The 21,379-nt window shown below is 38.0% G+C and carries 24 protein-coding genes and 1 other RNA gene; 17 read left to right on the top strand and 8 right to left on the bottom strand.

What is annotated here, in order from left to right; translation table 11 throughout:
* Positions 1-47 precede the first annotated feature (47 nt).
* From ACFX4G_RS17170 to ACFX4G_RS17160, 3 genes are all read right to left on the bottom strand, one after another.
* Positions 48-707 carry an SIMPL domain-containing protein gene (locus ACFX4G_RS17170; protein WP_377575864.1) on the bottom strand — a complete coding sequence of 220 codons (660 nt, stop codon included), beginning with the start codon at positions 705-707 and terminating at the stop codon, positions 48-50.
* 100 nt (positions 708-807) lie between these two features.
* Positions 808-2,286: a sodium/proline symporter PutP gene (gene putP, locus ACFX4G_RS17165; RefSeq protein WP_097823970.1), complete on the bottom strand. Its 1,479-nt coding sequence runs from the start codon at positions 2,284-2,286 to the stop codon at positions 808-810.
* A gap of 292 nt (positions 2,287-2,578) precedes the next feature.
* Positions 2,579-3,124 (bottom strand): YhcN/YlaJ family sporulation lipoprotein, encoded by a 546-nt coding sequence (locus ACFX4G_RS17160; RefSeq protein ID WP_377575859.1) that lies wholly within the window; start codon positions 3,122-3,124, stop codon positions 2,579-2,581.
* 108 nt (positions 3,125-3,232) lie between these two features.
* Between ACFX4G_RS17160 and ACFX4G_RS17155 the strand changes: the two genes are divergently transcribed.
* The 3 genes from ACFX4G_RS17155 to ACFX4G_RS17145 all read left to right on the top strand — a co-directional run bounded on the left by ACFX4G_RS17155 (position 3,233) and on the right by ACFX4G_RS17145 (position 4,171).
* Positions 3,233-3,400, top strand: coding sequence for a hypothetical protein (locus tag ACFX4G_RS17155; RefSeq protein WP_013056129.1), 168 nt, complete (start codon positions 3,233-3,235; stop codon positions 3,398-3,400).
* Between the two features lie 286 nt (positions 3,401-3,686).
* Positions 3,687-3,890, top strand: a complete 204-nt coding sequence (locus ACFX4G_RS17150) for a cold-shock protein (RefSeq protein WP_013056130.1) — start codon at positions 3,687-3,689, stop codon at positions 3,888-3,890.
* Positions 3,891-3,994: 104 nt separating this feature from the next.
* Positions 3,995-4,171, top strand: a complete 177-nt coding sequence (locus tag ACFX4G_RS17145; protein WP_165575379.1) for a hypothetical protein — start codon at positions 3,995-3,997, stop codon at positions 4,169-4,171.
* A gap of 224 nt (positions 4,172-4,395) precedes the next feature.
* Here ACFX4G_RS17145 and ACFX4G_RS17140 read toward each other — a convergent pair whose 3' ends face one another.
* The 3 genes from ACFX4G_RS17140 to ACFX4G_RS17130 all read right to left on the bottom strand — a co-directional run bounded on the left by ACFX4G_RS17140 (position 4,396) and on the right by ACFX4G_RS17130 (position 6,771).
* On the bottom strand, positions 4,396-4,707 hold the full coding sequence (locus ACFX4G_RS17140; protein ID WP_043980580.1) for a DUF6509 family protein: 312 nt from the start codon (positions 4,705-4,707) through the stop codon (positions 4,396-4,398).
* A gap of 150 nt (positions 4,708-4,857) precedes the next feature.
* Positions 4,858-6,369 carry a sensor domain-containing diguanylate cyclase gene (locus ACFX4G_RS17135; RefSeq protein WP_377575856.1) on the bottom strand — a complete coding sequence of 504 codons (1,512 nt, stop codon included), beginning with the start codon at positions 6,367-6,369 and terminating at the stop codon, positions 4,858-4,860.
* A gap of 150 nt (positions 6,370-6,519) precedes the next feature.
* Positions 6,520-6,771: a hypothetical protein gene (locus ACFX4G_RS17130; protein ID WP_013056134.1), complete on the bottom strand. Its 252-nt coding sequence runs from the start codon at positions 6,769-6,771 to the stop codon at positions 6,520-6,522.
* 121 nt (positions 6,772-6,892) lie between these two features.
* Here ACFX4G_RS17130 and ACFX4G_RS17125 point away from each other — a divergent pair, with 121 nt between their 5' ends.
* From ACFX4G_RS17125 to ACFX4G_RS17065, 13 genes are all read left to right on the top strand, one after another.
* Positions 6,893-9,166: a DEAD/DEAH box helicase gene (locus ACFX4G_RS17125; protein ID WP_377575853.1), complete on the top strand. Its 2,274-nt coding sequence runs from the start codon at positions 6,893-6,895 to the stop codon at positions 9,164-9,166.
* Positions 9,167-9,170: 4 nt separating this feature from the next.
* Positions 9,171-10,421, top strand: a complete 1,251-nt coding sequence (locus ACFX4G_RS17120) for a ribonuclease H-like domain-containing protein (RefSeq protein ID WP_323618613.1) — start codon at positions 9,171-9,173, stop codon at positions 10,419-10,421.
* A gap of 346 nt (positions 10,422-10,767) precedes the next feature.
* On the top strand, positions 10,768-11,265 hold the full coding sequence (locus ACFX4G_RS17115; RefSeq protein ID WP_043979458.1) for a spore coat protein: 498 nt from the start codon (positions 10,768-10,770) through the stop codon (positions 11,263-11,265).
* A gap of 63 nt (positions 11,266-11,328) precedes the next feature.
* Positions 11,329-11,880: an SLOG family protein gene (locus ACFX4G_RS17110; protein ID WP_116515505.1), complete on the top strand. Its 552-nt coding sequence runs from the start codon at positions 11,329-11,331 to the stop codon at positions 11,878-11,880.
* A gap of 104 nt (positions 11,881-11,984) precedes the next feature.
* Positions 11,985-12,317, top strand: a complete 333-nt coding sequence (gene gpsB / locus ACFX4G_RS17105; RefSeq protein WP_013056140.1) for a cell division regulator GpsB — start codon at positions 11,985-11,987, stop codon at positions 12,315-12,317.
* A gap of 63 nt (positions 12,318-12,380) precedes the next feature.
* An RNA gene (gene rnpB, locus ACFX4G_RS17100) (RNase P RNA component class B) lies at positions 12,381-12,770 on the top strand.
* A gap of 247 nt (positions 12,771-13,017) precedes the next feature.
* Positions 13,018-13,362 (top strand): lmo0954 family membrane protein, encoded by a 345-nt coding sequence (locus tag ACFX4G_RS17095; RefSeq protein ID WP_014460940.1) that lies wholly within the window; start codon positions 13,018-13,020, stop codon positions 13,360-13,362.
* Positions 13,363-13,398: 36 nt separating this feature from the next.
* Positions 13,399-14,025, top strand: a complete 627-nt coding sequence (locus tag ACFX4G_RS17090) for a PspA/IM30 family protein (protein WP_377575848.1) — start codon at positions 13,399-13,401, stop codon at positions 14,023-14,025.
* 135 nt (positions 14,026-14,160) lie between these two features.
* Entirely contained in the window at positions 14,161-14,889 is a 729-nt protein-coding gene (gene liaF / locus ACFX4G_RS17085; protein WP_013082358.1) for a cell wall-active antibiotics response protein LiaF, read from the top strand.
* Positions 14,886-15,932, top strand: a complete 1,047-nt coding sequence (locus ACFX4G_RS17080) for a sensor histidine kinase (RefSeq protein ID WP_043979448.1) — start codon at positions 14,886-14,888, stop codon at positions 15,930-15,932. The genes liaF and ACFX4G_RS17080 overlap by 4 nt, the downstream gene beginning before the upstream one ends.
* On the top strand, positions 15,925-16,551 hold the full coding sequence (locus tag ACFX4G_RS17075; RefSeq protein ID WP_013082360.1) for a response regulator: 627 nt from the start codon (positions 15,925-15,927) through the stop codon (positions 16,549-16,551). The genes ACFX4G_RS17080 and ACFX4G_RS17075 overlap by 8 nt, the downstream gene beginning before the upstream one ends.
* A gap of 132 nt (positions 16,552-16,683) precedes the next feature.
* A complete protein-coding gene (locus ACFX4G_RS17070) occupies positions 16,684-18,351 on the top strand; it encodes a glycoside hydrolase family 13 protein (RefSeq protein WP_377575845.1) in 1,668 nt (555 codons plus the stop codon).
* A gap of 209 nt (positions 18,352-18,560) precedes the next feature.
* Positions 18,561-19,706, top strand: coding sequence for a THUMP domain-containing class I SAM-dependent RNA methyltransferase (locus tag ACFX4G_RS17065; RefSeq protein WP_025749346.1), 1,146 nt, complete (start codon positions 18,561-18,563; stop codon positions 19,704-19,706).
* A 44-nt stretch (positions 19,707-19,750) separates the two neighbouring features.
* Here the strand turns inward: ACFX4G_RS17065 and ACFX4G_RS17060 are convergent, their stop codons facing one another.
* Entirely contained in the window at positions 19,751-19,879 is a 129-nt protein-coding gene (locus ACFX4G_RS17060; RefSeq protein WP_013056148.1) for a hypothetical protein, read from the bottom strand.
* Between the two features lie 158 nt (positions 19,880-20,037).
* Between ACFX4G_RS17060 and ACFX4G_RS17055 the strand changes: the two genes are divergently transcribed.
* Positions 20,038-20,514 (top strand): hypothetical protein, encoded by a 477-nt coding sequence (locus ACFX4G_RS17055; protein WP_377575841.1) that lies wholly within the window; start codon positions 20,038-20,040, stop codon positions 20,512-20,514.
* A 52-nt stretch (positions 20,515-20,566) separates the two neighbouring features.
* Here the strand turns inward: ACFX4G_RS17055 and ACFX4G_RS17050 are convergent, their stop codons facing one another.
* Positions 20,567-21,379 (bottom strand): carbohydrate ABC transporter permease, encoded by an 813-nt coding sequence (locus ACFX4G_RS17050; protein ID WP_013056150.1) that lies wholly within the window; start codon positions 21,377-21,379, stop codon positions 20,567-20,569.

Genomic DNA, 21,379 nt, shown 5'->3' with positions numbered 1-21,379 from the left:
TTTAGATTAGTTTCTTCATTATAATAATCTATAGTTTACCATAAGTATTAATACGTGTACGTAACTTTTACAGAAGCAGATACAGTCAAGAACTGAGCTTGAATAGGGGGAGAGGCTGCTAATAACTTAGGCGAGGAGCCAGATGACTGATAGACGGGGCCTTCTTCGATTAAAATGGGGATTTGGTTAATAGGGAGCTGCAGCGTGTTGGCAATGGTAAAGGCCTTTTCTTTAGCGTTAAGCAAAGCTTTACTTATCGCTTCTTGTTCATATTTATCATCATTTGTAACGTGGAATTGAAGATCTTGCGCTACGTTGGCTCCGCTTGAAAAAGTAGCGTTATAGACATCGCCAGCTTGTTTTACATCTTGTACTCTTACTCTAAATAAGTGCTGTACTTCGTATCCAGTAAGAGTCGATTTTCCATCACTGTAATCATATTTAGGATTTATGGTGAACGAAGCTGTTTCAATTTGCTGGTCATTGATTCCAAGTTTTTTTATTTCTTGCAGCAAAGTATTTGAAACAGCTGAATTTTCTTTTAAGGCTTCTTGAACGTCTCGGTTTTCCGTGCGGGTTCCAATCGTCATGGAAATTTCATTTGGAACTGCTGAAACACTTCCTTCACCAATTACTTTAATTTCTCTATTTTGTGTATCTACGCGCAGTTGCTGTGTAGGTTCGTAAGGGAAATAAGAATGTTGCATGTAAAAACCCTCCTTAATCTGTCTTTAGTACATATATATGACAACATGGCTTGCATTAAAAGCAAAAAGTACACAAGTTACGACTTGTGTACTTTTTTTACTATTTTGTATGCTGTTCTAATACGCTTTCCATGTTTCTAAATTGATCTTCTACAGCTTTTGAAGGCTTTTTTGTTAACAGACTTACTACAATAACAGCCAGTAAGCTTAAGAAAAATCCAGGAATCATTTCGTAAAGGGCATCCTTCAATGGAGTATTTACCCAAATTAATACTGTAGCAGCACCTACAATCATCCCTGCAAGTGCTCCCCATCGAGTCATACGTTTCCAGTAAAGACTTAGTAAAATAGCAGGACCAAAAGCTGAACCAAATCCAGCCCAAGCATATCCAACCAGTCCTAAAATCGTATCACTAGGTTTTAAAGAAAGCAAAATGCCAATAATTGCAACACCTAAAACCGCAGCTCTTCCAACCGTTACAAGCTCTTTGTCAGAGGCCTTGCGTCGGAAAAATGTTTTATAAAAGTCTTCTGTAACAGAGCTTGCCGTTACAAGCAGTTGAGAAGAAATAGTACTCATAATTGCGGCCAATAAAGCTGCATATAAAAATCCAGTAATTAATGGATTAAATAAAACATCAGCAAATTTAATAAAGATTGTTTCAGGATCCCCAAGTTTCATCCCAGTTTGATCCACATAAGCAATTCCAACAAGACCGGTTAACATAGCACCAACGATTGATAGGATCATCCAGCCCATACCGATACGACGAGCAGGCTTTAATTCTTTAATAGAAGAAATCGCCATAAATCGAACGATAATATGAGGTTGACCAAAGTAGCCGAGCCCCCAGGCTAAGAAAGAAATAATCCCTACTACGGTTGTCCCTTTAAATAAATCAAGGTAGGTTGGATCGATATTTTTAACAATATTTATTGTTGTTCCAACGCCGCCTAAGTCAGTAAAGGCTACAATGGGCACTAAAACGAGGGCAATGAACATAATAACGCCTTGCACAAAATCTGTTAAACTAACGGCTAAGAAACCGCCGAACAGAGTGTAGGCAATAACGACAGCAGCCGTTATAAACAGTCCGATTTGGTAATTCAAACCAAATGCCGATTCGAATAATCGTCCGCCTGATACCATACCAGCTGAAGTGTAAAGAGTGAAGAAAATAAAGATAACAATCGCTGATACGGTTCGAAGAATCTTGGCATGGTCGCCAAAGCGATTTTCAAAAAAGTCTGGAATTGTAATGGAGTCATTCGCTACTTCCGTATAAGTGCGAAGACGCGGAGCGAGGATTAAATAATTTAAATAAGCACCAATAGATAAACCTACTGCAAGCCATAAACTTGAAAGACCTGTCACATACATGGATCCTGGAAGCCCCATTAACATCCATCCACTCATATCTGAAGCGCCAGCTGAAAGCGCAGTAACGGCCGGACCTAGTCCACGTCCGCCTAGCATGTAACCCGATACGTCCTGAGTTGTTTTTGTGTAGGCATACCATCCTATTCCAAGCATTCCTACAAAATAAATGCCCAGTGAAATATAAACACCAATATCCACCAAATCTCCCCTTTATGCATTTTTTATGCATGAAACGAGCAGTGCTCGCCATGCAAACATCTTATGGTTTCTAAAACTAACAAACTTTTCCCTTACTATCAACCCACAAAACCGTAAATTACCTAAGTCTAAAATCCCCTAAGCCTTTATATTATAGAAATGAAAACGTTTTCAAAATAAAGTAAAATAAAAATATTCAGAAATTTATAAGCGCATTTTTTATGCAATATTTTATGCAATAGGTAAAATGAAAAGAGCATTTTATAAAATGCTCTTTTAACATTCATGTATATTAGTGTGAGTTCGGGAATACGCGGCGAACAACTTCTGAAAACTCATCAAACAGTCCAGAGACTGGTTTGCCGGTTTGAAGCTTGTCTACATATCCGTTCATACGGTTTACAAAGTCAGGGTTTGTTGATACAAACACTCGATGAACACTGCCGTCAGCTTTTCTCACTTCATGTGCGATCTTATGCTCCATATCTTTTGTGAGATTACCTTCTTTGTTATCGTCTAATACAGCTGCTACGTAAGCTGTATGATCGGTTACGATTACGTTAGCATCTTTAACGTTTTTTAATGCTACGATACGATCAGCCGCCACATCGGCTACTCTCATTCCGCCCGACTGGTTATATTGTTCTTTTTCGTTACGCTGTACATCTTGCGTATCGTTCACGTCATTCATTTTCGTTTTATTGTTTCCATTTTCATATGTGACGTTGCGGACTGTATCATCATCAATGACGCCATCTTTACCTTGATCTGCTGTGCTGCAGCCGAATAAAGAAAGGGTCGTCATGCAGCCTACAACAAACAAAAACGATTTCTTCATAGTATCACTCCTTATAAGTTTTAACCTTTCTTATAATTTGTTAAAAACGTGTGAAGCATACATGAAAAATATAAAAAAGCCTATACTATCGAAAAAGGAGGAATATGTATGAGTGGAATTCAACAAAGCATATTTGTGCTTCATACAAAAGAAGAAAACCATGAAGAAACAACAACGTTTGCACTAACTTCAGAAGAAGCTAAGTTATTATTTGAGACCCTGCAAAATAAACGAAAAGAAATTATCGACGCCCATATTGATAACATGTTGACGTAAGGAAGATCAATATTTTGCAAAACGGCTGAGCCATATGCTAAGAATGGCCAAATATTTGCATTTTACATATAGGTATAGTATAATGTAAACGCAACCAAATTTAATAAATGTAATGAATACTACGTTTGACCATACACTCGAATTAGATTTAGTGAAAATTCACTTGTTATAAAGGAGATCTACTTCGCGTAGGTCTCTTTTATAATATGTGAATTTTTTATTTACGGTATAAATGTAAATATAGAGTAACATATTAAATTTTTTACATTTTTTGGAGGTTTTTTACATGGCTACTACAGGTACAGTAAAATGGTTTAACAGTGAAAAGGGCTTCGGTTTTATCGAAGTACCAGGCGAAAATGACGTATTCGTTCATTTTTCAGCTATCCAATCTGAAGGCTTCAAAACATTAGAAGAAGGCCAAAAAGTTGAATTTGAAATCGTTGAAGGTCAACGTGGACCTCAAGCGGAGAATGTTGTAAAATTATAATTCAACGCTACATATGAAAGCTGCCGACAGGCAGCTTTTTTTATACAAATTTGTTTTATTTGTATGATTAAGAAAATAGATTAAAGTAGGGAAGAAGGGAAGGCATGAGTTCATTTCATTGCTGTGCCACATGTCAACATTTTCAAAGTATTAAATTGGATAAGGGAATGAAATATCGATGCAAAAGACTGGGCTATGAAACCCGTCCTTCTTATCAGTTTACATGCTGGGAGCCAAAAGAAGTAGTTAAAAAGCTAATGGAAAAACGAAATCAAAAATGAGGATTGGACATAACGCAATCAATTCAATCTACAGACGAACAAATGAGATAAATGAGCTAGTAGGGATCGTTTTTTACACAACAGCTAGAAGCAGTTACATACATAAAACCTATGTTCACTCTACCAATGAAAAAATCCGAACGAGTTTGATTCTCCACCAAGAATCTCGATTCATCGTTCGGATTTTCCTTCAACTAAAATACGTTTGTCCCAGTCTCTTTTAATTATTCCTCGTTATTTGTACCTTCCTCTGAAGGTAAGTGCTTCCCGCAAAACTCTTTTACAGCTTCTTCTTCCTCTTCTTCAAGGTCGAAGTCTAATACTTTATTTGTTGAAACTTCGTAAAAATGAGTTTGGGCAATAGAAGTGTTATCTTTGCCTTTAATATATACTAAGCGTAGTGCTAGGTCGTTGCCCGTATATAATTCATCATCTTCTTCTACCTCAATGTATAAATGAAATTCATAGCGTTCACCTAGAAGGAGACCAAATGGATCCTGCAATTGTTCAGCTGTATATTCTTTAATTGTAAACATATGTACGTCCTTTCCATATATCAGTAAAATGCTTGCATCATCTATTATAGTTTTTCTTTGCAAAGAAAGAAAGTGCATGCGTAATCCATGCACGGATTTATTCCTTGATCATTCTATTTAGCGAATCGATGGCGCAAGAACTTCGATGATTTACTTAAAGGCGGAAGAAACGCGCGTATGTTTTTGCTTATACATGGCAGCATCTGCTTTTTGAATTAATGTATCTAGGTTGGTGTTGTCTGAAGGCGCACATATAATAAATCCGTAACTCGCAGACAGTGCATATGGCTTATTAAATTCTTTCTTTTTATCTTCTAGCTGTTCATTAATATTTTGCCATAGCTCTTGTACGTATTCTTCCGTTTGTTCAGGAGCAATTAATAAAAACTCATCCCCTCCGTAGCGAAAGAGCGTATCATCTTTGCTAATATAACCACTAATTGATTCTGCTATTGTTTTAATAAGCCAGTCGCCTTCTCTATGACCGTATTGATCATTTACTAGTTTTAAAGAATTAATATCGATAAAACATAATAGGAAAGATGTATGATTGGTTTTAGCTCTCAGCAGTTCCAGCTGCAGTTTTTCCATTCCGCTTCTTCGATTTAAAATTCCGGTTAGCATATCAGTTGAAGCGTGTAAGCTCAATTCATGCTCAACCGCTTTTAAATCGGTTATATCGGTAATACCTGCGAGTATGCAGCTTTCGCTTTGATACTCTAGTAATTCATAATTGATCATAACCCACTTAGAATCTCCATGTTCACGTGCTTCTAGGATGTAGTTTTTTACATATTTCTTTTGTTGAAGACGTTTTAAAATCTCCTCTCGATCTTCATCAGTAGGATAGATTATAAATCCGTCTATTTGATCAAGATCTTGAGCAGCAAGATTGTAAAAATGAATAGCTTTATTGTTAATGAGCAGCACTTTGTGGTCGGATAATCTTGTTAATAGTAAAGGATAGGGATTAATTTTGAACAGCGTAAAAAAATTACGTTCGCTTTCTTTTAGCTGTAAATGATTCATATATTCTTTGTGACGGTATGTATAAAGAATGTACGAAATAAGTAAAGCGATAGCAACTGCTGCAGTTGTATTGATCTGCTTTGAAATAAGAGAAAAAGAATCTGGTACATATCGTGATAAGCCGTATAGTAAAAAAAGATGGTTAGGAATAAAAATGATGCACAGATGTTTTAATTTCATAGGACATAAAACAGCTGTGGAAATCAAGAGCATCATATACACGTCTACGCGACCTGTGAAAAGCTGACTGTTAATAGTAGAAAGTGCTGCAGCAAATACGTAATAAAATATATAGCCATATACAATGGTGCTTAAGTAGTTAGCAAACCGTTCTTTTCTCTTACTAACATAATAGAAAAATAAATAAAGAGAGGAGAGAGCAAAACTAGTGAAATGAATACCAATTAGTGTATGTCTAAACTGAGGTGTCCCCGCATGTTGAAGTAAAGAAAACCCTATATAAATATAAATAGGATAGGAAACTACAAGAGCAAGTGAAACTAGCTTGACTCTCTGTTGAAGCATCTCTACATTCGTTTTATCGAACATTTTATCTTCATTAACTTCTCTTCCTGAAGGAAAATGACATTTCTTCAGAAAGGAGAAAGGTAAAAGCGAAAGAAGAAATGACATGACCATCATCTCCATATCTTTTTTTAGGTATTTTAGCATGTTTGTATAAGAAAAGACATGAATTTTTTAGATGAGAATGCCTGCTTTTTGATCAAGAAAAAGCATAAAGATTTACATGATTAAAGGTGAGGCCAAAGAGCCTCACCTTTTTTATTGAAGTTTATTGGATTCAGCATGTCGTACAAACATGGTCTCATCTTCTACTAAGCCGCAAGCTCCGCACTGAATACGTTTTTGCGGTCCGTTATAAGCAGCGTGAAAGGCATCGAGCGTATCGTTTGTGTATTCTTCTACGACGTCTCCGCTTCTTGGGTCCATTTTTACAGGTTTTGCATTTTGTTCAATAATATTAAAGCGCGTTCGATTTGTTTTGCAGCTAGGGCAAAGATAAGGGCTTCCCATTTTTAACATCTCCTTGAAAAATTTACTGTATTAATACCATGTCCGAATCCCCCAAAAACATACAAAAACTTATGGTTTTCTATCGAACGTTCATTCGTTAAAATAGAAGCAGGTGATGAAAATGAGAATACGAAAAAACTTACAAGAAGTAATGGATATCTTGCAAACGAATCCGTCATATCAAAAAAATATTGTTCATTGGCATACAATCGAAGAGAAAGAAGCTAAAACTGCGCCATTTCCGGCTTCTTTGCATACGAAACTGCGGCAAGCACTTGAGAACCGAGGAATTGGTTCGCTTTATACGCATCAAAAAACAGCGTTTGATTTGGCGACAGCTAAGAAGAATGTTGTGGCTGTGACGCCGACAGCATCGGGGAAAACATTGTGCTACAACTTGCCAGTACTCCAAAGTATTATGGAGAATGATCAGGCTAGAGCTCTTTATTTGTTTCCAACAAAAGCCCTTGCCCAAGATCAAAAAAGTGAATTAAATGAAATCATTGAAGAAATGGAAGTGCCAATCAATAGCTACACGTATGATGGAGATACTCCGGCAAATATCCGTCAAAAGGTAAGAAAAGCAGGTCATATTGTTATTACGAATCCAGATATGCTTCATTCAGCTATTTTACCTCATCATACTAAATGGGTATCACTGTTTGAAAACCTGAAATACATTGTGATTGATGAACTTCATACGTACCGCGGTGTTTTTGGAAGCCACGTAGCCAACGTTATACGCCGGTTAAAGCGAATTTGCCGCTACTATGGAAGCAATCCTATCTTTATTTGTACATCAGCCACCATCGCTAACCCAAAAGAACTCGCTGAACATTTAACGGGAGCTCATGTTATGTTAGTAGATAACAACGGAGCGCCTAGCGGCCGCAAGCATTTTATTTTTTATAACCCGCCTATTGTTAATAAACCGTTAAACATTAGAAGAAGTGCTACGCTTGAAGTGCGAAATATTGCAGGAGAGTTTTTGAAAAATAAAATTCAAACGATTGTATTTGCACGAAGCCGAGTACGAGTAGAAATTATTTTAACGTATCTGCAGGAGCTCGTAAAAAACCAGTTTCAAAATAAGTCTATTCAAGGGTACCGCGGAGGATATTTGCCGAAGCAGCGACGGGAAATAGAAAGAGGACTTCGAGAGGGGAGTATTTACGGGGTAGTCAGTACGAATGCTTTAGAGCTAGGAGTGGATATCGGGCAGCTGCAGGTGTGCGTGATGACAGGTTATCCAGGCACGGTTGCAAGTGCTTGGCAGCAAGCAGGACGAGCAGGGAGACGTCACGGAGAAGCCGTCATTGTGATGGTCGCAAGTTCAAGTCCGCTTGATCAGTATATGATTCAGCATCCGGACTACTTTTTTAGCAGAAACCCAGAAACAGCTCGAATTAATCCTGATAATCTTGTTATTTTAGTCGATCATTTAAAATGTGCGTCCTATGAGCTGCCGTTTAAGCAGGGAGAAACATTTGATGGGGTAGAAATTGAAGATGTGCTGGAGTTTTTGCAAGAAGAGCGAGTGATTCATTTTAGCGGAGACAAATGGTACTGGATGAATGATTCGTTCCCAGCTCATAATATCAGTCTGCGTTCTGCATCCCAAGAAAATGTTGTCATCATTGATCAATCGGACGTTGCAAATGTGAAAGTAATTGGAGAAATGGATCGCTTTAGTGCCATGACGCTTCTTCATGATGAGGCGATTTACTTGCATCAAGGCATTCAGTATCAGGTAGAATACTTGGACTGGGATGAGAAAAAAGCGTATGTTCGTGAAGTCGATGTAGACTATTTCACCGATGCAAACTTAGCGGTTAACTTAAAGGTGCTAGAAGCTGATAAAGAACGGATGGAGAGAACATATTCAATTGGTTATGGCGATGTAATGGTCAGCGCTATGGCTACGATATTTAAAAAAATAAAGTTTGAGACGCATGAAAACATAGGGTCAGGTCCCATTTCACTTCCAGAAGAAGAGCTTCATACAAATGCCGTGTGGCTAAGCTTTGAAAAAGAACAGTTTTACGAATCTGAAGAACAACGATTGGAACAAGCGCTCATTTCCGTGGCAAATGCCCTTCAGTCAATTGCACCGCTTATGGTGATGTGCGATCCGTCTGATTTACATGTAGTGCCTCAGGTAAAAGCGGTGCACAACGAACAGCCGACTATCTTCTTATATGATCGATACCCGGGAGGCATTGGGCTAAGTGACAAAGTGTACGAACAAATGAATGATGTGCTAAGTCAAACCAATCAATTAATTGTAAATTGTTCTTGCGAAAGCGGCTGTCCGTCTTGTATCGGTATGGAAGCACAGGGAGAACACGCAAAAAGCGATGCGCTCGTGCTGCTACAACAACTGCAAAGTAGGTGAACTCTTGTCTTTTAAAAATAAATTAAACCGTATGAAAAAGCATCTTCATGTTACAGAAGCAAAGCCGCCGGTTGAAAGTAACCCGCAGCGACCTAAGAGCGCATCTATTCCCTATGAGCAGGAATGGAAGGGAAATTATGCTGTGCCTTACTTTGCGGAAGACAGCTACTGTATGATTAGAGAAGTGGTTTACCCGCTCGACTACAAACATGGACATTATGAATTTAATGAGCTGAAAAAAGTAGTGGAAGTATGGAATCGGTCTACAGTTGCTCATCCGCTTTCATCGAAAGGCCACACATATTCAGATTTATTTTTCTTTGATACGGAAACGACGGGGCTTAGTACAGGTACGGGAACGACTATCTTTTTGCTAGGATATGCAAGGGTGCTAAAAGATTCCGTCGTTTTTCGTCAGCATATATTAACGGAGCCAAGTGGAGAAGTAGCATTTTACGAAAGTTTTTTAAAAGAAGTAGACTATACGACGCTTGTGACTTATAATGGGAAATCTTTCGATTGGCCTCACGTGAAGACTCGCCATACGCTATTGAGAGATCATTTGCCCAAGCTGCCTAAGTTCGGTCACTTTGATTTGCTGCATGCGTCAAGAAGGCTGTGGAAACACAAAATGAGTTCGGTGAAGCTTGCGAATGTCGAAAAAGAAATACTTGGAATTGAACGAGTTGATGATATTCCAGGTTTTTTAGCTCCCATGATTTATTTTGATTTTATTGAAACGAAGAATCCAAGAGGCTTATTCGATATTATGAAACATAATGAACATGATATTTTATCGCTTATTACCTTATACATTCATTTATCAAAGCATCTCCTTACTAGTGATGAGTTTACAGAAAAAGAAACGTACGAAGTAGCAAGGTGGTACGAGCAGTTAGGGGAGAACAAGCACGCTTTCTCTCTTTATCAGGGCGTAGCAGAAAAAGAAAAAGAAGAGCATGAAAAAGCTCAGCTAGCGATGGCTTATCATTATAAAAAAGAGAAGAGTTGGAAAGAGGCAGTGGACATGTTTGAACCCTTGGTTCAAACATGTGAAGGTGACGTCGCTATAGAAGCATTGGTTGAGCTAGCTAAAATTTATGAGCATCGTCTCAAAGATGTTCATCAAGCACTTCTATATACTGAGCTAGCCTTGGAGAAGTGGAATCAACTCAGAGGAATGACTAAAAAAACGTCGAAGGAAGCGCTTGAAAAAAGACTTCTTAGACTAAAAAATAAATCAGCTAAAGCATAGACTTCAGCTGATTTATTTTAAAAAATTCAGAATTATTATTCTTTTGTTTTTGTAGATGTTTTATATTGTTCTATTTTTCAGTCATTGATAAAATTAGTCAATGTAAGACTTATTCTTACAGCTTAAAAATAGAACTTTGGTGAGATGGAGAGAGGCCCCATGAAAAATGTGATTTTAGTATCATTTTTCGCATTAATTTGTTTAACAGTAATTGTCTTAAGCAGTTTAAAAAATTCGTATAACTCCTTTATGTAGGTCAAAAATAGGTGTTTGTCTTAGTACATGTACATTGCCCTTCACATATTGTAATAGTGTAATAACTAAACAGTGAAAGGGGAAAAAGGATATGTATCCAAGACCAACAAAATGTATGCCACCAATTGTGCATCCAACAAAATGCTGCACGCAGTTTACTTCTCAGGAGGTAGTAGTACCTCACATTCATCCAAGTCATAATACATTGGTGAATCATACAAATGTGAAGCACGTACATTACTTCCCGCAAACGCAATCTGTTGTAAATGAAACTTCAAACCAACAGTTTTTTGGCGGCGCGCAGCAATATCCAACTCAAGTAGGAGGAGCAGGCTATCCAGGTCAAATGGGAGGCTATCCAAGTCAAGTAGCAGGTGCTGGTTATCCAGGTCAAATGGGAGGCTATCCAGGCCAAGTAGCAGGTGCTGGTTATCCAGGTCAAATGGGAGGCTATCCAGGTCAAGTGGCAGGAGCAGGCTACCCAGGTCAAGTAGCAGGTGCTAGTTATCCGGGACACAAAGGCTGCGGCCAAGGAAGCTGTCATACAAAAGGCGCGCATCAAGGACCAAATTCAGGGTATTTTAGATAATGTACGCTAATAGGAGCTGATTACATCAGTTCCTATTCTATTTTGTTACAAAGGAGTTATATAATGAAGGTGCTAACAGTTACCGGTTATAAGCCATTCGAACTTGGCATTTTTAATGAAAAACATCAAGGTATTACATATATAAAAAAAGCGCTCTATAAAAAATTACAGGAATTAGTAGAAGATGGATTAGAATGGGTATTGATTAGCGGCCAGCTAGGAGTAGAAATTTGGGCAGCAGAAGTGGTATTTGATCTTCAGCTCGATTATCCCGAGCTTCAGTTAGCTGTTTTAACACCGTTTTTAGAGCAAGAAGAAAAATGGAATGAAGCCAATAAAGAATTGTATGAATTCGTTTTAAGTCAAGCAGATTATGTAGATAGCATCACAAAAAAGAAATATGAAAGTCCAGCACAGTTTCGGTTGAAAAATCAATTTTTAGTAGAAAAAAGTGAAGGTATTTGTTTAGTTTACGACGAAGAGCACGAAGGAAGTCCTCAGTATATGTTAGAAACGGCTAAAAAACGTGCTGAACGAGAAGAATACCCTATTATAATGGTGACGTCTCACGACTTACAGGATATCGTGGATGAAGAAAAATTTTCGTCTTTTTAACGCCGCTTGGCGAAACATTTTAAAAGATAAATTGACATTTGAAGCTATTTTTGAAAAAATGAATTATAATAAAGATAAGGTTTATCGTATTCGAGGTGATAGAGATGTTAGCTGATAAAATCCGTTTAACGGCCAAAGAAATTTTAGAAAAAGAATTTAAAACAGGCATGAGAGGCTATAATCAAGAAGAAGTAGATAAGTATCTAGATTCTGTTATTAAAGATTATGAAGCATTTCATGAAGAAATTGAAGCATTACAAACCGAAAATTTACGCTTAAAAAAGCAAGTAGAAGAGTTATCTAAAAAGCCGCAACAACCTTCGTTTACCCCGCCGCCGGCTCAACAGCAGCAGCAAGCGGGTACGACAAACTTTGATATTTTAAAACGTTTGTCGAACTTAGAAAAACATGTGTTTGGAAGTAAATTATACGAATAACCTAAAAATAGGAGTTGCATTCAACTCCTATTTTTATTATACTAAGGAAAGTCGTTATCAATAACGTTCGGGTAATTGCTGCATCACATATGAGGATGTAGAGGAAAGTCCATGCTCGCACAGACTGCGATGTCTGTAGTGTTCGTGCCTAGCGAAGTCATAAGCTAGGGTAGCTGTTAAAAGCTAACGGCGGGGAAAAAGCCTAAGTCTTTTTTAAGATATGGCTTGACTACTCTGAAAGTGCCACAGTGACGAAGTCTTATCAGAAATGGTAAGAGTGGAACGAGGTAAACCCCTCGAGCGAGAAACCCAAATAATGGTAGGGGAACTTTCTGGAAGGAACTGAACGGAAGGAAGGACAAAATGGTTACATTTTGTAGATAGATAATTGCCACCGGAGTACGAGGTAGCTAGCCGCTTGCAGTACAATGGTACAAAACATGGCTTACAGAACGTTATTGAAAAGCAATCGACACTTGTTGTTATACACTATATTTTAATCCAACCCAGCTCTTCGTATAATGGAAGAGCTTTTTTTATGTCAAAATGACAGCTTATCATAAGCTGTCATTTTTTTGTACAATCAGACTGAGCTTGTTGTCAGCCTCAGGTCTTAGGAGAAAATAAAGCTTTAGCTCGTTTTGAAAAAACGTCATAATCCTTAAACTAAGTATATAGATAAGCGAAAGGAGGAGACAAAATGAAAAAAGTTGGTTTGTTTTTGATTGGAGCGGTAGCTGCTATCGTTCTTCTTGCAAATGCCGGTCCGATGGTAGGGCTTGCACTTGGCTTGGTTATTTTGTACGTAGCATTTAAAGGGTTTGTTAAAGCAGAGACCCCCTTTAAAAAATGGCTCTGGGGGTTTATTGGTGTTGTCGTACTCTTAACAACTGTTTCAAACCTCCCGGCCCTTGCTGGTATCATCGCAGCAGTCGTACTTTACATTGTATATAAAAAGTGGAACAGCAGCAGCCCTATAAAAACGGAAAAAGAAGATCCGTTTAAGCATTTTGAACGTCAGTGGGCTGACTTAAATCAAAAATAATAAAAGTTTACTTTATTATCTAAGGAGATGAACAAAATGAGAAACTTATTTACTCGAATGAAAGAAACGATTTCTGCAGACCTTCATCAATTGCTTGATCACAAAGAACAAAAAAATCCAATTGCTGCACTAAACCACTATTTGCGTCAATGCGAGCAGGAGACCGAAAAGGTAAGGCAGCTTGTTGATCGACAGCACACGTTAAAAGAACAGTTTAATCGCGAATATCATCTGGCCCTTGACATGATGAAAAAGCGCCATGAACAAGCACAAGTAGCACAAGCAGCTGAAGAAGCGGAATTACATGAATTTATTTTAAAAGAACATGCTCACTACGAAGAGAGAGCAAAGCGCGTAAAAGAATCTTATGAAGATGCATCCAAGCAGTTAGAAGAGCTCGAACAAAAGTATGAAGAAATGAAGCATAAGGTAAAAGATATGCATATTCGCCGTATGGAACTAATGGGGCGCGAAAATATTGCTCGTGCGCATCATCGTATGAATTCAGTAATGAAAACAGAAGCATCTTATACGTCTTACAGCCAGTTTGACGAAATGGAAACCTATATTGACCAGCTTGAAAATCAAATTAATACAAATTACTATAGACAAACGGTAGACAGCAAGATTGCTGAATTAGAAAAAAGAGTAAAATCATCGTAAAAAATCAGTGTTTCTGCATAAAACATGGTATTCTTAAAAAGGCGTAGGTTTCTGCGTCTTTTTAAGGTGAGAGAATAGATACCTGCGGCATCCAAAGAACGCTATGTCATCTACGAGGAGAAGGGAGAGAGAGCTGTGCAAAGCGTAAACAAAACAGAATCTCTTATGTTCATTTTTATTTGCAGTTTATTTGTCCTGTTTATTGAAATTATGTTTTTTCACAGCGGCTTGATCTTTTCTGTATTAATTGCCGGTGCGTTCATGTATATTGGGCGAAAAAAAATGAGAAGAAAACTAGGGCGCATTTTATTTTGGATTGGCGTTATTGGGCTTGTGTTGAATATATTTAATACGGTTGCCTTTAAGTTTTTAGTTATTGCTCTTTTTCTGTATTTTTTACTTAGATTTATTCAATCAAGAAAGCATCCGGTTGAATTCAGACCAACTGACGAATTTACCCAGCAGCCAAACCAAAGTTTGGTGCAGGTCCGGCCGGTTTTGACGAATAAACTTCTTGGTAGTCAAAGAACCGAAGACTCCGTATACGAATGGGATGATATTAATATTCAAAGCGTATGGGGCGACATTGTGGTTGATTTAAGCAATACCGTTCTGCCAAAAGGCGATGCGGTTATTTTTATTCGTCAAGTGTTTGGAAATATTAAAGTGCTTATTCCTTACGAAACGGAAGTATCTGTGAATCATTCTAAACTAGCAGGAAACGTAACGGTTTTTGGACATCAGCGCGGCTTTTCGTTCAATGAAAATTTGTCTATCAAAACAGAGGAATTTGATCAATCTGCTCATAGGGTGAAGATTGTTACAACTGTTGTGATTGGAGATTTAGAGGTGCAAAGGATATGAGTATTCTTCAACGGCAGTTATTATGGGGGATTTTCCTAAGTTTTTTTGTATTTGTATCCGTGCTCCTTACCGTGTTTTTTGCATATCCTGTTTTTCAACTTAGCGACTTATGGAAAACAAGCGTATTTGGCATGCCTTTTGTGCTGTTTTCCTTCAGTTTGAGCCTTACGATTGGAAGCGTGATTGGAGGAATCATGGGGTTTATGTGGAGACAGCAGTGGACATATGTTGAAAACCGATTATATGAAATAGAAAATGGCCACCGGCATATGTCGGCAAATGAACAGCTTATTCAAGAAACGTCTCGAATTATAAGCCGTTTAAATAAAGTAGATCATAAAATGATTCTTCAAGCACAGCAATCTCAAAAGATGGCAACGGAAAAAGTGGAAAATCAGCAAAAGCAAGTGCAAGAAATTGTTTCTCAGGAACGAAATCGGCTTGCTAGAGAACTGCATGACTCCGTTAGTCAGCAGCTATTTGCCGCTTCGATGCTTATGTCTGCTATTACGGAGTCCAATCTTAGGCTGCAAGACTCTGAAGCTAAGCAATTAAAGATGGTTGAAAAAATGATTAACCAATCACAGCTTGAAATGAGGGCTTTGCTTCTTCATCTTCGTCCTGCAGCATTAAAAGGAAAATCGCTACAGGCTGGAATGAAAGAACTGATGAATGAGCTTGCTCAAAAAGTACCGCTTGAATTAAATTGGAAAATAGAAGGATTTGAACTTGATAAAGGCATTGAAGACCACTTGTTTAGAATTTTGCAAGAATCCGTATCAAATACGCTGCGTCATGCCAATGCAACAGCTTTAGATGTGTTGCTGATTAAACGTGACTTTTCCATTATTTTACGTATTGTTGATAATGGAGTTGGTTTTGATGTAGAAAAGGAAAAAGTCGGATCGTACGGTCTGCAAAATATGTACGAACGCGCAGTTGAAATTGGGGGCCTATTAAAAATTATCAGCTTGCCCGACAAAGGAACAAAGCTAGAAGTAAAAGTACCGTTAGTAGAAAGAGAGGAGAAGCAAAATGATTAATGTACTGTTAGTGGATGACCATGAAATGGTTCGTATTGGCGTAGGAGCGTATTTATCGGCTCAAGCAGACATCCATGTAATAGCTGAAGCAGCAAACGGCCAACAGGCCGTTGAATTAGGGCTTCAGCTGCGCCCGGATATTATTTTAATGGATTTAGTCATGGAAGAAATGGACGGGATTGAAGCAACAAAACAACTGATTAAGCAGTGGCCAGAAGCGAAAGTGATCATTGTCACTAGCTTTCTAGATGATGAAAAAGTATATCCCGCTCTAGAGGCAGGGGCAACAAGCTACTTATTAAAAACGTCTAAAGCAGGAGAAATTGCAGCTGCTATTCGCCGTACATATGAGGGGCAATCTGTATTAGAGCCCGAAGTAACCGGTAAAATGATGTCTAAAATGAGAAAACCGTCTTTACCTCATGAAGAACTGACGGCTCGTGAAATGGAAATTTTACTGCTAATGACACAAGGCAAAACAAATCAAGAGATTGCAGACGAATTATTTATTGCGCTAAAGACGGTAAAAACACATGTGAGCAATTTGTTAAGTAAGCTGGATGTACAGGACCGGACTCAAGCCGTCATCTACGCCTTTAAACACAAATTAGCGCAGTGAGAATCGTTATTCAAAAGAGAATAACGATTTTTTTTGTGAAAAACCTATTTTTTTGCATGTATTCATTATAAAATAGCGATATGCGTAAAGGCAAACGCTTACGTAAAAGCACTATTTTGAGGGGTTGAGCACATGGAAAAGAAATGGTGGAAAGAAGCTGTTGCGTATCAAATCTACCCGCGAAGCTTCATGGATTCAAACGGCGACGGAATTGGTGACATTCAAGGGGTTATTTCAAAATTAGACTATTTATCTGATCTTGGAATTGATGTCATTTGGATTTGCCCGATTTATCAGTCTCCTAACGACGATAATGGCTACGATATCAGTGATTATAAAGATATTATGAAAGATTTCGGAACAATGGAAGACTTTGATGAGCTGCTAGATGAAGTTCACCATCGCGGAATGAAGCTGATTATGGATTTAGTTATTAATCATACTTCAGATGAACACCCTTGGTTTTTAGAGTCCAGGTCTTCTAAAGAGAATCCATATCGTGATTATTATATTTGGCACGAAGGTAAAGATGGCAAAGAGCCAAACAACTGGGAATCTATTTTTAGCGGATCAGCTTGGGAGTTAGACGAAAAGACAAAAGAATATTACATGCACGTATTTTCTAAAAAACAGCCCGATTTAAACTGGGAAAATGAAAAAGTACGTCATGAGCTTTATGAAATGGTTAACTGGTGGTTAGATAAAGGAATTGACGGTTTTCGTGTAGATGCTATTTCGCATATTAAGAAAGTGGCCGGCTTCCCAGACCTACCGAACCCTGAAAAACTAGATTATGTGCCATCGTTTGAAGGGCATATGAATCGACCGGGAATTCAAGAACATTTAAAAGAGCTAAAAGAAAATACGTTTGCCAAATATGATATTATGACGGTTGGAGAGGCAAATGGTGTAACATCGGACAGCGCAGATGAGTGGGTAGCTGAAGATGGCGGAAACTTCAATATGATTTTTCAGTTCGAGCATATGGGACTATGGGATAAAGGAGAAGAAAAACCGCTTGATTTAATCGAGTTAAAAACGATTTTAACTAATTGGCAAAATGGTTTAGAAAAAATCAACGGCTGGAACGCTTTATATTTAGAAAATCATGACCAAATTCGTTCTGTAAATAAATTCGGCAGCGTAGCTTACCGAGTAGAAAGTGCAAAGTGCTTAGCTGCACTATACTTTTTAATGAAAGGAACACCGTTTATTTATCAAGGACAAGAACTTGGAATGACCAATGTTAAGTTTGATTCTATTGACGATTATGATGATGTTGGTATGATTAACTACTACCGTATCCAGCGTGAAAAAGGCGATACACATGACGAGATTATGAAAGTGATTTGGGAAACAGGCCGCGATAATTCAAGAACGCCAATGCAGTGGAATACAGAAAGAAATGCAGGGTTTTCTACTGGTACCCCTTGGATGAAGGTGAATCCAAATTACGTAGATATTAACGTAGAAGAGCAGAAAATTGATGAAAATTCGGTGCTGAATTTTTACAAACAGCTCATTAAAATTAGAAAACAGCATGATGTGTTAGTATATGGAACTTATAAGCTATTGGCAGAAGAAGATTCCGCTATTTACGCGTATACGCGAACATTAGAAGGTAAAACCGCTGTTGTTATTTGTAATATGTCACCGAAAAATCAAACGTTCGATTTTCTTTCAGAGAGCTCGTTTTCAAACAGAGAAGTGCTGATTCATAATTATCCGTTGGATAAAAATGAAACGCTTGAAAAATGTACGCTGCACCCATATGAAACACGTGTATACTTACTTTCATAAACAAGTTGAGCAACCGATTGCGCAATCTTAAAGTGAAAAGCTTTTAAAAACACATTTATAGGCGACATAGGTGAAGAAACTGCTGGCTCTATCCAAAGCCAGCAGTTTTTGCATTTTAATAAAAAGACGGAGAAAGCTTTGACTACGGCGCATGTATATGGTACTTTTACACTTAGTGTAGATAATTAGAAACAAAATGAGGTTGAAAAATGGCGAAATATAAAATTATTGCAACAGCAGCAATGGGTATTGAAGCACTGGTCGCTAAAGAAGTGCGTGCTTTAGGATATGACTGTGAAGTAGATAATGGCAAGGTTATTTTTGAAGGGGACGAGCTCGCAATTGCTCGCTGCAATTTATGGCTTCGTACAGCAGATCGAATTAAAGTGCAGGTTGGACAGTTTAAAGCTCGTACGTTTGATGAGCTTTTTGAACAAACAAAAGCATTAAATTGGGGAGATTATTTGCCCGTAGATGCACAGTTTCCTGTATCGGGAAAATCAGTTAAATCTAAATTGTTCAGCGTATCAGATTGTCAAAGCATTGTGAAAAAAGCAATTGTTGACAGCATGAAAAAACATTATAACAAAACAACAGGCTGGCTCGAAGAAACAGGGTCAACGTTTAAAATTGAAGTAGCGCTATTAAAAGATGTTGCTACATTAACAATTGACGCAAGCGGTGCAGGACTTCATAAGCGCGGTTACCGCGTTGGGCAAGGGGAAGCTCCTTTAAAAGAAACGCTGGCAGCGGCTCTAATTATGCTAACGCCGTGGAATGCGGATCGTCCGTTTGTCGATGTTTTTTGCGGTTCAGGTACAATTGCTATCGAAGCAGCGCTTATCGGTCAAAATATTGCACCAGGATTTAACCGTGACTTCTTATCAGAAGAATGGCCATGGATGTCAGCAAGTATTTGGGACAAAGCGCGCGAAGAAGCAGAAGACTTAGCGAACTACGACCAAGTGCTAGATATTGCTGGTCATGATATTGACCATCGTATGGTAAAAGTAGCGGAGCAAAATGCATTTGAAGCTGGACTTGGAGATTTAATTCAATTTAAGCAAATGCAAGTGCGCGATTTTACGACGCCGAAAGAATATGGAATTATTATTGGTAACCCTCCGTACGGCGAACGTTTAAGCGATCGTCCTTCTGTTGAAAAAATGTACGCTGAAATGGGCGAAGCGTTTTCTAAGCTTGATACGTGGTCGATTTATATGCTTACATCTCATGAACAATTTGAACAATACTACGGTAAAAAAGCAACGAAAAAACGCAAATTGTTTAACGGGTTTATTAAAACAGACTACTATCAATATTGGGGACCTCGTCCTCCACGCAACGATCAATAAATACAAAAGCCAAGCGGTGTAAAAACCAGCTTGGCTTTTGTACGTTATTTCTTTTTCAAACCTCGATAAGCTAGCATTCCAAACATGCCTATACCGAGCACGACAATTAATAAAATAAACCAAAATGTAGCATTAAGCAGGTATTTATATAGTCCGTCATAATAATCATGCATATACTCACCCCATTATGTTTTTTATAGTATGAGCGAGTAGCAGGGCAATATATGTATTCATTTCTTTTCAATAGCAGGCCTAAAGCGAGAAATGATTAGCTTATTTCTAACATACTTACGAAAGGGAAATCTCATACTAAAACCTAAGAGGTGATAAAATGAGAAAAAATCGATCAGCACGGATTTTTGGGGGGCTGATGCTTCTTTCATGGCTAACCATCCCTTTTATAGGACGACAGCATATTAAGCGCTATTTATCATCTACTATGTTTATTTCCTTTTTAATTATGGTTGAAAGCTATATTGCTGAAAAAAAGAAGTGGTGGATATTCCCTAATCCTCCTCATCCATATCTAACAGGTGAAGCTGCTTTACTTTTAGGTCCATTTTTAGCAGGTTCTTTATGGATTAAAAAGTTCACATATGGCCATTTTGGAAGGTATATGTTATTAAATGCAATCGTAGATACATTTTTAGTTTATCCTTTTCAACGAGCTATGAGCCGTGCAAAGCTTTTTAGGGTAGGCACATTTAAAGAGTACCATTTGCTAGGTATCTTTCTGTTGAAAGCTGCTTTAATGTACGTTTACCAACATCTAGTAGTAGAGAAACCGAAACCTCAGCGTGCTTTTTAAAAAAATCCTATCGAATAAAGGGGCAGGCAGGGAAACGTGATTTTCTTGCCTGCTATTTTAATGCCCCAGATGTCATTCCTGAAATGAAATGCTTTTGCAAAAACACGTACGCAATCAATAATGGGATAGAAGAAAGAACGACTGCTGAAAACAGCATAGGGTAATTAGTCAGAAATTCCCCTTGAAAGTCCAATAGTGCAATAGGCAGCGTTTTTACTTCTTTAGATTTTAACAACAGCAAAGGGAATAACAGATCATTCCACACAATCACAAACGAAAAAATTCCTACTGTAGCCATTGATGGTATTGAGAGTCGAAGAGCGATTTTTGAATATATTTTCCACTCTGACGCTCCGTCCATGCGAGCAGCTTCGAATAGTTCCCTTGGCAAAGTTTTCATAAAGCCCGTGATAATAAACACACCGATGGGAAGCAAAAAACTTATGGAGACGATAATGACGCCTGTTAGCGTATTGACGAGTCCAAGCTTATTCATCAGCAAAAAGACAGGAATCATATTGACTTGAGTAGGGACAATCATTCCGCAAACAAAAAAGCCGTATACAATCCATCCAAGCTTTTGAGGTAGCTGAATAATAGCATAAGCAATCATGCTTGAAAACCATAGAATAAAAAACGTGCTAAAGACGGTAACAATCACGCTGTTTTTAATATAGCCAAAGATGGGTTCATTGACGAGCAGCTGTTTATAATTTTCAATATTCCAGCCTGCTGGTAATCCGATTGGGTTGCTGTAAAGTTCAGGCGTTGTTTTAAAGGTTGTTAATAAAACCAAGCTTAAGGGCAACAGAATGATCAAACCGTATATCCCTAAAATCAGTTGTCTGAATGGGTTTTGTTTCAT

The organism is Priestia sp. YIM B13486 (assembly GCF_042787865.1).
GTDB lineage: Bacteria > Bacillota > Bacilli > Bacillales > Bacillaceae_H > Priestia > Priestia megaterium.
Note: the sequence above shows the minus strand (reverse complement) of the source record. Positions and strands in the feature narration are given on the sequence as shown.

Excerpts from the sequence above, each read along its gene's own strand:
- ACFX4G_RS17170 (WP_377575864.1), bottom strand. The coding sequence starts at position 707 with ATGCAACATTCTTATTTCCCTTACGAACCTACACAGCAACTGCGCGTA.
- ACFX4G_RS17135 (WP_377575856.1), bottom strand. The coding sequence starts at position 6,369 with ATGTCATTTCTTCTTTCGCTTTTACCTTTCTCCTTTCTGAAGAAATGT.
- ACFX4G_RS17125 (WP_377575853.1), top strand. The coding sequence starts at position 6,893 with ATGAGAATACGAAAAAACTTACAAGAAGTAATGGATATCTTGCAAACG.
- ACFX4G_RS17090 (WP_377575848.1), top strand. The coding sequence starts at position 13,399 with ATGAGAAACTTATTTACTCGAATGAAAGAAACGATTTCTGCAGACCTT.
- ACFX4G_RS17055 (WP_377575841.1), top strand. The coding sequence starts at position 20,038 with ATGAGAAAAAATCGATCAGCACGGATTTTTGGGGGGCTGATGCTTCTT.
- ACFX4G_RS17060 (WP_013056148.1), bottom strand. The coding sequence starts at position 19,879 with ATGCATGATTATTATGACGGACTATATAAATACCTGCTTAATGCTACA.
- ACFX4G_RS17095 (WP_014460940.1), top strand. The coding sequence starts at position 13,018 with ATGAAAAAAGTTGGTTTGTTTTTGATTGGAGCGGTAGCTGCTATCGTT.
- ACFX4G_RS17050 (WP_013056150.1), bottom strand. The coding sequence starts at position 21,379 with ATGAAACAAAACCCATTCAGACAACTGATTTTAGGGATATACGGTTTG.
- ACFX4G_RS17155 (WP_013056129.1), top strand. The coding sequence starts at position 3,233 with ATGAGTGGAATTCAACAAAGCATATTTGTGCTTCATACAAAAGAAGAA.
- ACFX4G_RS17110 (WP_116515505.1), top strand. The coding sequence starts at position 11,329 with ATGAAGGTGCTAACAGTTACCGGTTATAAGCCATTCGAACTTGGCATT.
- ACFX4G_RS17160 (WP_377575859.1), bottom strand. The coding sequence starts at position 3,124 with ATGAAGAAATCGTTTTTGTTTGTTGTAGGCTGCATGACGACCCTTTCT.
- ACFX4G_RS17065 (WP_025749346.1), top strand. The coding sequence starts at position 18,561 with ATGGCGAAATATAAAATTATTGCAACAGCAGCAATGGGTATTGAAGCA.
- ACFX4G_RS17130 (WP_013056134.1), bottom strand. The coding sequence starts at position 6,771 with ATGGGAAGCCCTTATCTTTGCCCTAGCTGCAAAACAAATCGAACGCGC.
- ACFX4G_RS17075 (WP_013082360.1), top strand. The coding sequence starts at position 15,925 with ATGATTAATGTACTGTTAGTGGATGACCATGAAATGGTTCGTATTGGC.
- ACFX4G_RS17080 (WP_043979448.1), top strand. The coding sequence starts at position 14,886 with ATGAGTATTCTTCAACGGCAGTTATTATGGGGGATTTTCCTAAGTTTT.
- ACFX4G_RS17070 (WP_377575845.1), top strand. The coding sequence starts at position 16,684 with ATGGAAAAGAAATGGTGGAAAGAAGCTGTTGCGTATCAAATCTACCCG.
- gpsB (WP_013056140.1), top strand. The coding sequence starts at position 11,985 with ATGTTAGCTGATAAAATCCGTTTAACGGCCAAAGAAATTTTAGAAAAA.
- ACFX4G_RS17145 (WP_165575379.1), top strand. The coding sequence starts at position 3,995 with ATGAGTTCATTTCATTGCTGTGCCACATGTCAACATTTTCAAAGTATT.
- ACFX4G_RS17150 (WP_013056130.1), top strand. The coding sequence starts at position 3,687 with ATGGCTACTACAGGTACAGTAAAATGGTTTAACAGTGAAAAGGGCTTC.
- ACFX4G_RS17115 (WP_043979458.1), top strand. The coding sequence starts at position 10,768 with ATGTATCCAAGACCAACAAAATGTATGCCACCAATTGTGCATCCAACA.
- ACFX4G_RS17140 (WP_043980580.1), bottom strand. The coding sequence starts at position 4,707 with ATGTTTACAATTAAAGAATATACAGCTGAACAATTGCAGGATCCATTT.